Here is a 12,526-nt window from a genome sequence, read left to right on the forward strand (position 1 = left end):
TGCTATTTTCCCAAGGGGGTTAGTTCATATCCTCCCTTGGTGTCTTTTATTTCATAGCCTAGCAGAGAGATCTGTTCTCTAAGGGAGTCCGCTAGTAACCAATTGCGTTCTTTTCTTGCTTCATCTCGTTTTTGTGCTAGTAACACAACATTTTCTGGAATAGGGGTTTTTTTAGACTCCAGCGAGAGGATGTTTAGAACAGAATTAGCTCGTTTTAAAGCATCCAAAATGACTTGCGACTCCTGATAAGAAATGTCTTTTGCGCATAGCAGCTCGTTTATTTCCTTCGCTAGTTCAAAAAGAGAAGCGATTCCTACAGCTATATTAAGGTCATTGCCAAGAGCTGTTGTAAATGAGGTCATAAATTTGTTAGTAATAGTAAGTACAAGCTCTCGCACAGGGGTTGGGCTAGTTATTTCTGGGATGGATTTTAAGCGGTTTACGAAGGATTCTAATCGACGTAAAGCGCTGCAGCAGCCATCTAAAGAATCTTTAGTAAAATTTAGTTGCATGCGATAATGACTTTGTAAAAGCAGAAAACGAATCTCTTTCCCTTGATAGCCCTTGTCTAAAAGATCTCTCAACGTAAAAAAGTTGCCTAAGCTTTTCGACATTTTTTTGCCGTTTACCAGAAGATGCTCTGAATGCATCCAGAATCGACTAAAATCCTTCTCGGTCAAACTTTCTGACTGAGCAATTTCATTCTCATGGTGGGGGAAAATATTGTCTACGCCCCCAGCATGAATGTCTATAGTTTGTCCAAGAGTATGCATCGCCATAGTGGAACACTCTATATGCCATCCTGGGCGTCCTTTACCCCAAGGGCTTTCCCAATAAATATTGCCGTCTCGTTCTTTGTTGTATGACTTCCATAGAGCGAAGTCTCCAACATAGTCTTTTTCGTATTCATCCAACTCTGTCGGACTTGTAGAAGAGAGCTCTGAAAGGTTAAGATCGGACAATTTTCCGTATCTGGGAAATTTGCTAACGGAAAAATAAACAGAGTGGTCAGAACCTATGTAGGCAACACCTTTGTCTATAAGAATTTCGATGAATGAGATCATTTCAGAAATGTAATCAGTGGCTCTTGGGTATATGTCGGCTCTTTCTATTCCCAATTGATCTACATCTTGTAGAAAGGCTTCTATATATTTCTCTGTGTAGGTTTTTAGCGTCTCATTTCTTTCAGTAGCCCGCCTTATTGTCTTGTCGTCGACATCTGTAATATTCATTACGTGACGAACTTTGTACCCAAAGTATTTTAAAGAACGTTTTAGAATGTCTTCAAAAACATAGGTGCGAAAATTGCCTATGTGAGCATAGTCGTATACGGTAGGTCCACATGTATATAAGAGAACTTCTTTAGAACAAGAGAAAGGCTCTTTTTTCCCTGATAAAGTATTGTGAAGAAAAAGGCGGAGATCGGTGGTGGAGGGAGTATTCATAAATTGGCTTGCGCACTATTTTATCTGTTTGAGATTCTCCTGATTATAATTTGTTTGTTGAAAAAAGCAAAGGCAGACGTTTAATTCGTAGCTTTATTTTGAGTTATGAAGTATTTTTTTTTAAACTTGTCTACTGGTTCCGTTTTTTAGTTTTGTTTTAATCAAAAAAAAGATTATATAACAGAATTTCTAGAGAGCGGTCAAAATGGATCGCCGAGTCAAGGAAGATGACCATTTTAAGGAGAGGCGCTAGTGGTATTAGTAAGAAGGTTTAAGAACGTTAGGTTACTCCGCTCATTATCCCTATTGCTTTGTGTAAATACCGTTGCTCATGCTGCTCCAGAGAAACAGAAAGCCTCCTCAAATTTTTGGTACACAAACTATCAGGATGCTTTGAAAAAAGCCAAAGATAGTCACAAAGGGCTTCTGGTACTGTTCTCCGGATCAGACTGGTGTGGATCTTGCATGAAGATCAAGCGAGAAGTTCTTTCTAATCCAGCATTTATTTCTAAAATTCAAAGTGCGTTCGTTTGCTTGGAAATAGATTTTCCAAGGCACAAGAACTTAGATGAGGCTATTCGTAAACAGAACATGGCGCTGAAAGAACGCTTTCATGTTGATGAGTTTCCTTGTCTGGTATTGCTGACTAAAGAAGAAAGAGAAGTTTTTCGTGTAATCTCTTTTGGTAATGAATCTGGTGAAGGGTTGGCGGGTCATTTGCAGCACATTATGAAGAGCGACGAGCTTTTACAAAAAGCGTTGCCAGTTCTTCATAAACTTTCTTTAGAAGAGTTGAGAGAGTGTTATGATTTGGCTCAAGAATTAGGTCGTAGGGATATTATTAAGAATATCCTTTCTCTTGGAGTGAAGGAAGATGACTACTTCTTTCTATCTGAGCAGTTTCGTCTTCTAGTTGAAGGCGGTAAGATGGATACAGAGGAATGCGTCAAATTAAAGAAAAGGTTGCTTTCTAAAGATCCTAAGAATGAAAGGCAAACACATTTCACTGTGGCTCTTATAGAGTTTCAGGAATTGGCAAAAAGATCTAAGGAGGGCGTTCGTCAAGATTCTAGCCAAGTCATAGCACCTTTAGAGTCTTATTTGGCCCAATTTGGAAGACAGGATAAAGAAAACGTTTGGCGTATTGAGATGATGATAGCGCAGTTTTATTCTGAATCTGATCAATGGGATTTTGCGAGGAAGCATGCGGAGGTAGCATACGAATTTGCTCCAAACAATGTTCGCTCTCACATATCGCAGTCTTTGGACTACATTAAAGATCAGGAGTGCTGTTCCTAGAACAGCTGTCTAGATTCATTTGTTTGATTTTTGGAATGCAGTTCAAGAAGTCATCGAACAAGCTTTGCACGGAGGGCATGACAGAGCTTGATTGCGGCATGACTACTATGCTGCAGGAGGGTAGAGATGGTCGAGAGTGACGAAAAGCTTCTCTAACTTTTCTTTTGAAAGAATTTCTTGCTACAGCCTTTCCAAATTTTTTTGAAACAGTGATACCCAGTCTGGCAGAACTTTTCTTTGACAGAGTCACATAGAAAAGAGCCTGCCTGCCACGGAAACAAGTCCCTTGACGCTGCGTATAGAGAAATTGTTTCCGCTTAAGGATACGAAACTTCTTTGGTAAGGAAAAAGAACTCACACTATAGATCAATCAAAAGATGTCGACCATGCCGCCGCCGGCGGTTCAAAAGTTTTCTACCACCCTTTGTTTGCATGCGCTTTCGAAACCCTACAGAAGAGCGACGCTTTTTTTTACTAGGTTGATAAGTGCGTTTCACGATAAACCTCTCAATATTTTGCACGAATCTCTCGATTTCAGAGAGAGAAACGCTGATCGAACAGGCGACAATGGTATCAATTTGCGTAAATAAACATCAATAAAAACCACCCCCCTTTTTTCCCGCTCTCACTAAGAGAAAAGAAAGCAATTTTCTAAATTGGAATTAGTTGAAAAAAAAAACGAAACGCAATAAAGTATCCCCTATATTGCTCTGTTGTGCTTCCTGGTTGGAACTCTTTCCGTGTTCTAGGAGCATAAGGTCGCCTTAGTTAGCCGAAGATGTTTTATAAGGTTGTTTATGAAGGTTAGTTCATCTATCAAAGCAGATCCCTCTAAAGGAGACAAGTTAGTACGCAGGTGCGGTCGTCTTTATGTCATCAATAAAAAAGACCCTAACCGCAAACAAAGACAGCGTGGGCCTGCGCGTAAAAAATAATTTTTAGGATTAGGATATGGCTAAAAAATCTGCAATCGCTAGAGAGAAAAAGCGTAGAAAACTAGTAGATAGAAATTTTAAGAAGCGTTCGGAGTTGAGGGCTTTAGCTAAGAGCTTGTTTGCTAGTGAAGAAGAAAAAGAGCAGGCTAGAATCGCTCTTAATAAGATGAAACGAGATACAGCCAGTATTCGTTTGCACAATCGTTGCCAGCTAACCGGTCGGCCAAAAGGCTTCTTGAGAAAGTTCCAAATTTCCAGAATTTGCTTTAGGCAGATGGCCTCCATGGGTGAAATTCCTGGAATCGTCAAGTCTAGTTGGTAAAAAATCTTTGAGGAGCGGGCTCCCGCTCCTTTATCGTTCTCTTTCCCTAATTCTCTGACTCTCCTGTTGTATTTAGATTCCCAGCTCTCTCCCAGTCTTTCATTCCCTTCTTCCATACCCATATTTTTTTCCAGTCCTCAGGCCTGGAGCCTATAGTCTGAATCTCTTTGCAGAGATCCTCGTATGAAAGGGGCCCTATTGTGTTTTTATTGAGATCTAAGTAAAACCATTGGTCTTCCTCGCAGGACTTTTTTGGACTTTCTGTTTGTTCATCCTGACCTTTGTCTAAAACAGAATGCACATCAGGAGAAAGAAAAAGGTTATCGTTAACATTCTCGGGATCCGAAGAATCTAAACTTTGAAAAAAATCAGTGTTGTCATCAGGCTTCGAATTTTCTTGTTCTGGACTGTTCTTTGGAGGTAAAATAAGGAGAAGAAAGATTCCAAAAAAACCAAGGAAAAGCGTCCCCAAGAACCATCCCAGGGGATTTCTTCCTTTCCGAATAGCCAAGTAAGCGCCAAGAAAAGCTATGACTGCATAAAAAATAAAAAAGAAACCAGGAAGGATTGAGGGTAGCATATTAACCGCTTGAATATTAGACTATCATCTAGATCTTATTATTTCTGTGATGTCTATTTCATGCTAGTGAAATAGAGCAAAAAGGGAGTACTTTTATGGGAGAAAAGCAAAGTTTGAAGCTGGATGTAAAGGAAATTGAGTTCCCTGAGACAGTTTTTAGTCGAGATATAGAAACTCGGGTCATTCAGGTGATCATCTTGCATTGCCTAGCAAAAATTGAGGGAGTTTCTCTGTTAGGAGGAAATCTGATCGATACTTTGTTCGGTAGAGATATTGAGAGAATGAAGGGAATCTATGTTGAACAGGACACTAAAAATCACTTAGTTAAAGTTAAAGTGGAAGTTAATGTGGAATATGGGGTGTCTATTCCAGAAAAAACAGATGAAATTCAGGGAAAAGTTGTCTCTGAGATTTCTGAGTTTACAGGATTGCATGTGGCTTCTGTTCATGTCATTATCAAGGGATTAAGCCAACCTAAGGATAAAAATGCTGAAGAAGCCAGAGACGAAATAGATGAAGGAGAAAAAGAGTTGGTAGAACCCTTGCTCTTAGGTGAAGGGGACGAGGAAATTATAGAGTAGCTACAGCCTTTTCTCTGATTGTGTTGCAGGTCTGGTGATTGAAAAATCACCACGCTGCCTGCTTCTTCCTTCAAGAGTTTTCTTTAGAATATTTTGTTATGTTAAATACGTCTTTCCTTGTGATTCCAGGGACTAGTAGCAGTTCTTCTGGTGTCGCAGAAAGGATTGCTGCGGGACTTTTAAACCGCCTCAGTAGTTTTGTCATCTTAATTGGGCCTATCCCGGGAATTTTTATTTGAGATTGTAAGGTGCTTTTAGCCCTGCGCCTTCTATGAAAAGATAGTATGAACCTGTGAGCTTCATCTCGAATGCGCTGTATAAAATGCAGTAAGGGAGAAGTTGTAGGTAAAGAAAGGCCTTTAGGAAAATGCAGACCAAAGATGCGCTCATTTAAAAGACCCTTGCTGTGGTTGCTTTTTTCTTTACTTATGGAGAGAAGATCTATGTTGTTAAGGTTTAGGTCGTCGAGAACTCTTTTTGCTGTGGCAAAATGACCTTTTCCTCCGTCTACGATTATTAAGTCGGGGATTTTGATCGGTTTTGATGAGCAAAATCTTTTTCGAAGGGCTTTTTCAAGAAGGAAATGGTCGTTTGACTGCGCTTCGGTATTGATAAGAAAGGCTCTGTAATCTTGTTTTATAAATCGGTCGTCTTTCCAGACTATAAATCCTCCCACAGCTGCAGAGCCCGATGTGTGGGCATTGTCGTAACATTCTATCCTTTTAGGAAGGTTAGATAATTGCAAAAGTTCTTGAAGTTGGAGATGAATAGGAGATTCTGCTTCTTTTGATTCGAAGTATTCTTCAGCATTTTGAAGAGCTAAAGCTATCATACTCTTTTTATAACCCCTCAGAGGACATAAGATTTTCACCGAGGAGTTTTTCTGAAGAATTTTAGATAAGACGGAAGGAAGAGGAATGGGAACTAAAATTTCTTGAGGCAGTTGAGGGGAATTTTCGTAATATTGTAAGAGGAAGGATGTTAAAAGGTCTACGTCTTCTTGAGCGTTTTCTTGGAAGTAAAAGTGTCTTGCGTCTAACAATTTCCCTGAACGAAAAGATAACAGAGTGACTACAGTCTTTGTGTGTTTGAAGAACCCTATAACATCCGAGTCTACATTGATATGCCGTTCAACATTTTGGTTTGATAAGGATTTTTTTATTAAATTTAAGGTTCTGTAAACAACAGCAGCTTTTTCAAATTCTAATGTTTCAGATAAGGACTGTAATTTTTCTTCCAGAAGCTTTATGACTTGAGTTTTCTTCCCAGATAAAAATAATAAGGCTTCTTTAATTAACAGCTGATACTCTCCTTGAGAACTGTAGCCAACGCAAGGAGCCACGCATTTCTTCATGTCATAAAGCACGCAAGGTCTTTTTCTGTTGCTAAATTCCTTATCAGAACAGGTGCGTAAAGGAAAAAAATTGCAAACCGTTTCTAGAAGGGCTTTACAAGCTTCAGAGTTAACGTACGGGCCAAACAACGAGTGATGTTTTGTTTTTTTAGGCAAAGAATGCGCCCGAACTAGATTGATTCTGGGCCAGGGATGTTCATGGTTGATAAATAGATAAAAAAACGTCTTATCGTCTTTTAACAAAATGTTGTATCTAGGAGAGTGTTTTTTTATTAGATTGTTTTCCAGAAGGATTGCTTCGGTCTCATTAGATACAGAAATAGTCTCTATATCCGTCACTTTTTTTATTAAATGAGAAATATGTTCTCTAGAATCTTTGCTCGCGGAGAAATAAGAGGAGACCCTCTTTCGCAAGTTTTTTGCTTTTCCTACATATAAAACCTCTCCTTCAGAATCTTTCATAAGGTAAACCCCAGGAGACTCTGGAATGGTTTTTGTGGATCTAACCATAGAATGTTAAAAAATAGTTAATTGCACGGATTTTTCTTTGTTACGAGGCTTAGGCTCTTCACTTGTTTCCATCGATGATAATAAAACCTGAGCTCTAGCAATTACAGATAACGGGAACCCTGCTAATTTGGCAACGTGTATGCCAAAACTTTTATTGGAGGGGCCTTTTATAATCTTGTAAAGGAAGACTGGTTGCGAGTTAGATTCATTAATGCCCGCGTGAAAATTCTCTACCTGAGGAAAAGAATCTTCTAAGGTTGTCAACTCTTTGTAATGGGTCGCGAACAAGGTTTTTGCTTTTTTCCCCTCCGTGGTTAGTAAATACTCTATCACAGCCTGTGCTATTGCTATACCGTCATAGGTGCTGGTTCCTCGTCCAATCTCATCTAAGATTACAAGAGAACGCGAGGTGGCATTGTGAAGAATATTAGCCGTTTCAGCCATTTCCACCATAAATGTGGACATTCCTTTGGTGAGATTGTCTCCAGCGCCAATACGAGTGAAAATTTTGTCAATGATGCCTATGTGGGCTGATTCTGCAGGGATAAAAGACCCCATTTGAGCCATTATCACTAGTAGAGCTGTTTGCCGAATGTAGGTTGACTTTCCGGCCATGTTAGGACCAGTAAGAATCATCATGCGTGTTCTTGTTCCATGCATGATGGTGTCGTTAGGAATGAACGTCGAGTTAGGTAAAAGTTGCTCAACAACAGGGTGTCGTCCTTTATAGATAATTAAGTTGTCTCCATTATCTACTAAAGGACGACAGTAATTTTCATTAGAAGCTAACGTGGCCAGAGAATAAACATAGTCTAATTTGGCAATACCTTCAGCAAGAGAAAGAATAGAATTTTTTTCTTTAGCAATGTCTTCGCAAAGCTTCTTAAATAAAGAAGCCTCTAAAGATTGTAAATTTTCTTCAGCGTGAAGAGTTTTATCTTCGAATTTTTGGAGTTCTTCTGTAACAAAACGTTCGGCATTTAACCGTGTTTGCCTTCGGATAAATGTTTCTGGTAGACCGGAAGCCTGTTCTTTACTCGCTTCAATGTAGTAGCCCATCAAATTATTGAAACATACTTTCAATCGTTTTCCTGTCTCCTGTCGAATTTTTTCTTGATAGTCTTTAATCCATACTTGAGCGCGAATTCTTGCGTTTCGTAATTCTTCGATCTCTGGGTGGTAGCTATCCTTAAACACTCCGCCTTCAGAAACTCTTAGTGGAAGCTCTGGCAAGAGAGCGTCTTCCAGCAGACCAGATAGAGGAGACAGTGTTTCCATAATTTCAAAAGGAAGAGACAAAAATTCTGGGAGGGAATAAGAAGTTAATTTGCTAAAGATTTCTAGAGAGCTAGATAAAGAAGTTTTTAGGGCTCCTAAATCCTTTGGAGTTGCTAACTGGGCTGTAATTTTGGTAATCAACCTCTCGAAGTCTCGCACTTCTTTGAGGTGATTTTGTAAAAATTTTCTTAAGTCTTTTCTATACAAAAGAAATTCTACAGAATCCTGGCATGCCAGGATACGCTCTTTATCATAAAAAGGACGAATGATTCTGTTTCGTAATAGCCTCCCGCCCATGGGAGTTAGTGTTTGGTCCATTACGGATAGTAAGGAAGAAGCTCTCGTGTCATCATTTGTTGAACGCAGTAACTCCAAATTAATTTGGGACGCCTTATCTACGGATAAATACTCTTTCTCACTGTGAGAAGAAATTTTTGATACATGGTCTAAAGGAAGCAAAAGTTTGTCGTGGATGTAGGATAATAGCCCTCCTGAAGCGTTCACAGCAGGAACAGCGCCCTTGAGTCCAAATCCGTCTAGTGTAGACACTTTGAAGTGCTTAGTTAACGTTGCATAGGCTAGTTTGTGGTCAAAAGTCCAATCTGAATGGACAGAAATGGACAAGTTAATGTGGTGCCGAATTTTCTCCAATTCATCACAGTGCTTCTGAGCAAATTTTTCCGAAGTTAAGAGCTCTTTAGGTTGTAGTCGGAAAATTTCTTCATAAAGATTTTTAATAGAGTCATATTCGCAAGCAGAGAAGGCCCCTGTGGAGATATCCAGAGCTGCTAGCCCGAACAAAGATCCTACTCTGTCTAAAGCTACTATGTAATTATTGGATTTTTCTGAGAGTAAAGACGAATTTAGTAAAGTTCCCGGAGTAATGAATCGAGAAATGTCTCTATTTAAAGGCCCTTTAGTTATAGATTTAGACTCTTGCTCAGCAATGGCAATTTTAAACCCTCTAGCAACAAGCTTGTCAACGTATGAATCTATGTGCAAAACCGGAATCCCAGCCATGGGGATCCCTTGCCTTTGTGTTAGGGTCAGCTCTAAATTATCTGCTAGAAGTTTAGCATCTTCATAAAAAGCTTCATAAAAGTCTCCTAGTCTAAACAGTAACAAAGACTCTCCGGCTTTTTTCTTACAATTATGCCACTGCTCCATCATGGGGGTCAGCTTTCTTTCTACGGTCATAGGGCTACAAGATGTTGAAATTCTCGAGAGACGGTAATTATTCTACTCTGTTTATATGTACTATGGGTATTATATCTATTGAAGGGTTTAAGTTTCTACTATTGCTAGATATTGGGTGTTCTTACCGCGGGTGATTTTCTGCTGCCCTCAAGTTATGGGGTGTTAAAATGTACACAGAAGAAAGTTTAGATAATTTGAGACAATCCTTAGATATTGTAGAAGTGCTTTCAGAACATATCTCTTTGAGAAAATCGGGAGCCACTTACAAATCTTGCTGTCCTTTTCATAGCGAAAAAACACCTTCGTTTATAGTGAATCCAGCAACTTCCAGATATCGTTGCTTCGGTTGTGGGGCGAGTGGAGATGCGCTAACTTTTCTTATGCAGCATCAAGGATATTCTTTCACAGAAGCTGTGATTCTTTTGGCTAAAAAGTTTCAAGTGAAGTTGGTCTTACAAGCTAAAGAGGGGTCACAGGAATCTAGTAGCGAGAAGAATGAACTTCGAGAGGCCTGTGCAGAAGCAGAAAAAATCTTTTGCTATTGTATCAGATTTTTACCCGAAGGTCATCAAGCGCAAAAATATTTATTCGCTAGAGGTATTGCTCCAGACACTATAAACAGATTTCGTATTGGATATGCTCCAAGTAGTGCTCTGTTTTTGCAGATGGCCAAAGAAAGAGGTGTTCGTAGAGATTTTCTTATTCGAGCAGGAATTATTAAGGAAAAGCATCTCCTTTTCGCTAACCGAATTGTTTTTCCAATTCGAGATCTTTTGGGAAGGACCATAGGTTTTTCTTCTAGAAAATTTCTTCCCAATACCTATGGGGGGAAGTATGTAAATTCTCCTGAAACAGTTATTTTTAAAAAGTCTCGCACCTTTTTTGGGGCGGATTTATCTCGGAGACGGATAGCCAAAGAAGGAAGAGCTATATTAGTAGAAGGTCAAGTAGACTGTCTTCAGATGATAGAATCTGGGTTTAATTGTACCCTGGCAACTCAGGGAACAGCTTTCTCCGAGGAGCATGTTCGGGAGTTGGAAAAGTTGGGAGTAAAGAGATTGTACCTTCTATTTGACGGAGATCAGGCGGGTAGGGCAGCAGCATTGAAAGTCGGAGACCTTTGTCAGCAATCTGGAATAGCGGTGTTTGTTTGCTTATTGCCTTCAGGAGAAGACCCTGATTCATTTTTGATCTCTAAAGGAGTGGAAAAATTAGTTGATTTAATCAACAACGGGGAAGAGTACCTCGCCTTCATGTTGTTCTCATCAAGATCTAAGTGTAGCTCGGCTTCTCCAGTAGAAAAGGCTGCAATTATTGAGACAATTTCAGCGAAAATTAAAAAATGGGGAAACCCTTTAGTTGTTCACGAAAGTTTAAAGAAATTGGCTTCATTAATGAAAGTGCCTGAAGAGCTAGTTGTTGGGAAGGGGCCTTTTTATGCGGACCCTATTTTTGCTAAAGTGGTTTCTTCTAATGGGAAAATAAAAGAGATCTTTGATGCAAACTTAATTATGGAAACAGATGTTCTACGTTGTATGATCTTCTGCAAAGGAAGAGAGATTTCTATTTTTCAAACTGTTGAAAAGTATTTAGGAGAATCCAACTTTAGGCATGATGCTTGTCGTAATCTATTCAAAGCATTGGTGAGTTATTACCGAAGGCATAAGGAATGTATGTCTTCAGAAGGAGCTTTACATTTGATAGAAGATGAGGAGGTGCTGGAGCTTTTAACCAAAAGGTTGGTAGATATTTCAGATGTGTCTAAAGTTTTTGTACGGTCTCTTCAGAAACTTTTAGACAGAGAGTGGAAGGAAGGTCAAGAGGCCTTACGCATAGCAATCAGAGAAAAAGAACAAAAAGGAGAAGAGTGTTCCTTAACGGAGTACGTGACAGTTTCTGGTAACAGACCTATCATCTCTTTGGTGGATTCCGATGGCCTTGATAATAAGCGGGTTACGTCTGATTAAAAACGTTCTTTGTTCTTGTGCTTCCGAGCCAGTTTTTATGAAATAATGGTTTCGTTTTATCTCCCTGCTTGAGATAATTGCTTGGAAAGTTTGCAATTCTAGGTGAATTTATGAGCAAAATTCTTGTGTTCCTATCTTTGTTAGGATTGGTTTTCGGTAGTACAAAGGCTTTTTCAAATGCTCAACCGATTATCTGTCCCTTCCCAGTCGAAGCCCCGACAGCCGTAGACAATGAAGGAACGTCCATATTTTTAAGTTATGAGTCTGGGTTGAGTAACGCTAGAGAAAATAATAAACCTCTTATTGTCGTTTTGTTTTCGAAAGAACCTTCTACTATCTTTTCGCCGTTCTTTTCTGGAAATATATCGTTTGGCGAGAGCGTAGATAGTTTGTTGAACATAGTTGTTTTACAACCGTCTTTGATATCTCCCTTGATTTATCCGCCTAAAATAGATCCTATGATATTCCGTATAGCTGATTTTCAGAGAAAGTTTGCAGACGCTTGTGATTTCTTAGAAACGAGCTATATTTTTGTTGTGGATTCGGAGTCCGAAGACTTGTTATTCCAGATGGCTATTCCAAGTAGCTTGAGCGAGGATGAGTTGTCGGTCTTAGATCTTTTAAAAGATGTTTTTAAAGAAAACTCCGATGAAGAGTAGTTTTAGTTAAGATTTCTTTGCAAAACCCTGGGGGCTCCCAGGGTTTTTTTTTGTGAAATTGATTTTATAAATAAAATCTATTAAAATAGGCCCTCGTAGTTTTTATATTTTTGAGTTTTTATGAGGGTGATTCATTTTATATTATTATTAGCCCTGTTTTTAAGCTGCTTTTGTTTAATGGGGCAGCGCTCTTCCAGTCTTATAGAGAACGCTGAGAATCTTTCTGAAGCCGTAGGAACCAGCGTCCTTGCCAGACGACCACTATCTTCGTACGTTAATGTAGTGGAGTCCATTGGCTGCGGATTCTTTTCTTCTGAAGTGATTTCAGAAGAAAGCGCTGCCCAATGGGAGAAGGACGGAGCCTTGCTAGCTAGAGCCTAGAATTTCACTACTAGAAGT

At 39.3% G+C, this 12,526-nt stretch carries 13 protein-coding genes; 7 read left to right on the forward strand and 6 right to left on the reverse strand.

Features of this window, described 5'->3' with window-relative positions; genetic code table 11:
• Positions 1 to 2: 2 nt before the first annotated feature.
• Positions 3 to 1,445 carry a cysteine--tRNA ligase gene (gene cysS / locus KJA58_RS00065; protein WP_213357453.1) on the reverse strand — a complete coding sequence of 481 codons (1,443 nt, stop codon included), beginning with the start codon at positions 1,443 to 1,445 and terminating at the stop codon, positions 3 to 5.
• A 252-nt stretch (positions 1,446 to 1,697) separates the two neighbouring features.
• Here cysS and KJA58_RS00070 point away from each other — a divergent pair, with 252 nt between their 5' ends.
• On the forward strand, positions 1,698 to 2,744 hold the full coding sequence (locus KJA58_RS00070; protein ID WP_213357454.1) for a thioredoxin family protein: 1,047 nt from the start codon (positions 1,698 to 1,700) through the stop codon (positions 2,742 to 2,744).
• Here KJA58_RS00070 and rnpA read toward each other — a convergent pair.
• Together rnpA and rpmH are read right to left on the reverse strand one after the other, a co-directional pair.
• Positions 2,719 to 3,102 carry a ribonuclease P protein component gene (gene rnpA, locus KJA58_RS00075; RefSeq protein ID WP_213357455.1) on the reverse strand — a complete coding sequence of 128 codons (384 nt, stop codon included), beginning with the start codon at positions 3,100 to 3,102 and terminating at the stop codon, positions 2,719 to 2,721. The genes KJA58_RS00070 and rnpA overlap by 26 nt on opposite strands.
• A gap of 1 nt (position 3,103) precedes the next feature.
• Complete coding sequence (rpmH, locus tag KJA58_RS00080; protein ID WP_213318096.1) at positions 3,104 to 3,241, reverse strand: 50S ribosomal protein L34; 138 nt, start codon at positions 3,239 to 3,241, stop codon at positions 3,104 to 3,106.
• A gap of 300 nt (positions 3,242 to 3,541) precedes the next feature.
• Here rpmH and rpmJ point away from each other — a divergent pair, with 300 nt between their 5' ends.
• Together rpmJ and rpsN are read left to right on the forward strand one after the other, a co-directional pair.
• Positions 3,542 to 3,679, forward strand: a complete 138-nt coding sequence (gene rpmJ, locus KJA58_RS00085) for a 50S ribosomal protein L36 (RefSeq protein WP_213357456.1) — start codon at positions 3,542 to 3,544, stop codon at positions 3,677 to 3,679.
• A gap of 16 nt (positions 3,680 to 3,695) precedes the next feature.
• Positions 3,696 to 4,001 carry a 30S ribosomal protein S14 gene (rpsN, locus tag KJA58_RS00090; protein WP_213357457.1) on the forward strand — a complete coding sequence of 102 codons (306 nt, stop codon included), beginning with the start codon at positions 3,696 to 3,698 and terminating at the stop codon, positions 3,999 to 4,001.
• Positions 4,002 to 4,047: 46 nt separating this feature from the next.
• On the opposite strand, the gene KJA58_RS00095 is transcribed toward rpsN, so the two are convergent.
• Positions 4,048 to 4,581, reverse strand: coding sequence for a hypothetical protein (locus KJA58_RS00095; RefSeq protein WP_213357458.1), 534 nt, complete (start codon positions 4,579 to 4,581; stop codon positions 4,048 to 4,050).
• 95 nt (positions 4,582 to 4,676) lie between these two features.
• On the opposite strand from KJA58_RS00095, the gene KJA58_RS00100 reads away from it, so the two are divergent.
• On the forward strand, positions 4,677 to 5,162 hold the full coding sequence (locus tag KJA58_RS00100) for an Asp23/Gls24 family envelope stress response protein (RefSeq protein ID WP_213357459.1): 486 nt from the start codon (positions 4,677 to 4,679) through the stop codon (positions 5,160 to 5,162).
• Positions 5,163 to 5,232: 70 nt separating this feature from the next.
• Here KJA58_RS00100 and uvrC read toward each other — a convergent pair whose 3' ends face one another.
• Entirely contained in the window at positions 5,233 to 7,026 is a 1,794-nt protein-coding gene (gene uvrC / locus KJA58_RS00105; protein ID WP_213357460.1) for an excinuclease ABC subunit UvrC, read from the reverse strand.
• Positions 7,027 to 7,032: 6 nt separating this feature from the next.
• On the reverse strand, positions 7,033 to 9,501 hold the full coding sequence (mutS, locus tag KJA58_RS00110; protein WP_246485698.1) for a DNA mismatch repair protein MutS: 2,469 nt from the start codon (positions 9,499 to 9,501) through the stop codon (positions 7,033 to 7,035).
• Positions 9,502 to 9,668: 167 nt separating this feature from the next.
• On the opposite strand from mutS, the gene dnaG reads away from it, so the two are divergent.
• The 3 genes from dnaG (at position 9,669) to KJA58_RS00125 (ending at position 12,508) form a co-directional block, all read left to right on the forward strand.
• A complete protein-coding gene (gene dnaG / locus KJA58_RS00115) occupies positions 9,669 to 11,468 on the forward strand; it encodes a DNA primase (RefSeq protein ID WP_213357461.1) in 1,800 nt (599 codons plus the stop codon).
• 110 nt (positions 11,469 to 11,578) lie between these two features.
• Entirely contained in the window at positions 11,579 to 12,127 is a 549-nt protein-coding gene (locus KJA58_RS00120) for a CT795 family Sec-dependent secreted effector (protein WP_213357462.1), read from the forward strand.
• A 120-nt stretch (positions 12,128 to 12,247) separates the two neighbouring features.
• Positions 12,248 to 12,508 carry a hypothetical protein gene (locus tag KJA58_RS00125; protein ID WP_213357463.1) on the forward strand — a complete coding sequence of 87 codons (261 nt, stop codon included), beginning with the start codon at positions 12,248 to 12,250 and terminating at the stop codon, positions 12,506 to 12,508.
• Positions 12,509 to 12,526: the final 18 nt, after the last annotated feature.

Source organism: Chlamydiifrater phoenicopteri (assembly GCF_902807005.1).
GTDB lineage: Bacteria > Chlamydiota > Chlamydiia > Chlamydiales > Chlamydiaceae > Chlamydiifrater > Chlamydiifrater phoenicopteri.

Coding starts and splice junctions, on each gene's coding strand:
- cysS (WP_213357453.1), bottom strand. CDS start 1,445: ATGAATACTCCCTCCACCACCGATCTCCGCCTTTTTCTTCACAATACT.
- rpmJ (WP_213357456.1), top strand. CDS start 3,542: ATGAAGGTTAGTTCATCTATCAAAGCAGATCCCTCTAAAGGAGACAAG.
- rpsN (WP_213357457.1), top strand. CDS start 3,696: ATGGCTAAAAAATCTGCAATCGCTAGAGAGAAAAAGCGTAGAAAACTA.
- KJA58_RS00095 (WP_213357458.1), bottom strand. CDS start 4,581: ATGCTACCCTCAATCCTTCCTGGTTTCTTTTTTATTTTTTATGCAGTC.
- KJA58_RS00100 (WP_213357459.1), top strand. CDS start 4,677: ATGGGAGAAAAGCAAAGTTTGAAGCTGGATGTAAAGGAAATTGAGTTC.
- uvrC (WP_213357460.1), bottom strand. CDS start 7,026: ATGGTTAGATCCACAAAAACCATTCCAGAGTCTCCTGGGGTTTACCTT.
- mutS (WP_246485698.1), bottom strand. CDS start 9,501: ATGACCGTAGAAAGAAAGCTGACCCCCATGATGGAGCAGTGGCATAAT.
- dnaG (WP_213357461.1), top strand. CDS start 9,669: ATGTACACAGAAGAAAGTTTAGATAATTTGAGACAATCCTTAGATATT.
- KJA58_RS00120 (WP_213357462.1), top strand. CDS start 11,579: ATGAGCAAAATTCTTGTGTTCCTATCTTTGTTAGGATTGGTTTTCGGT.
- KJA58_RS00125 (WP_213357463.1), top strand. CDS start 12,248: ATGAGGGTGATTCATTTTATATTATTATTAGCCCTGTTTTTAAGCTGC.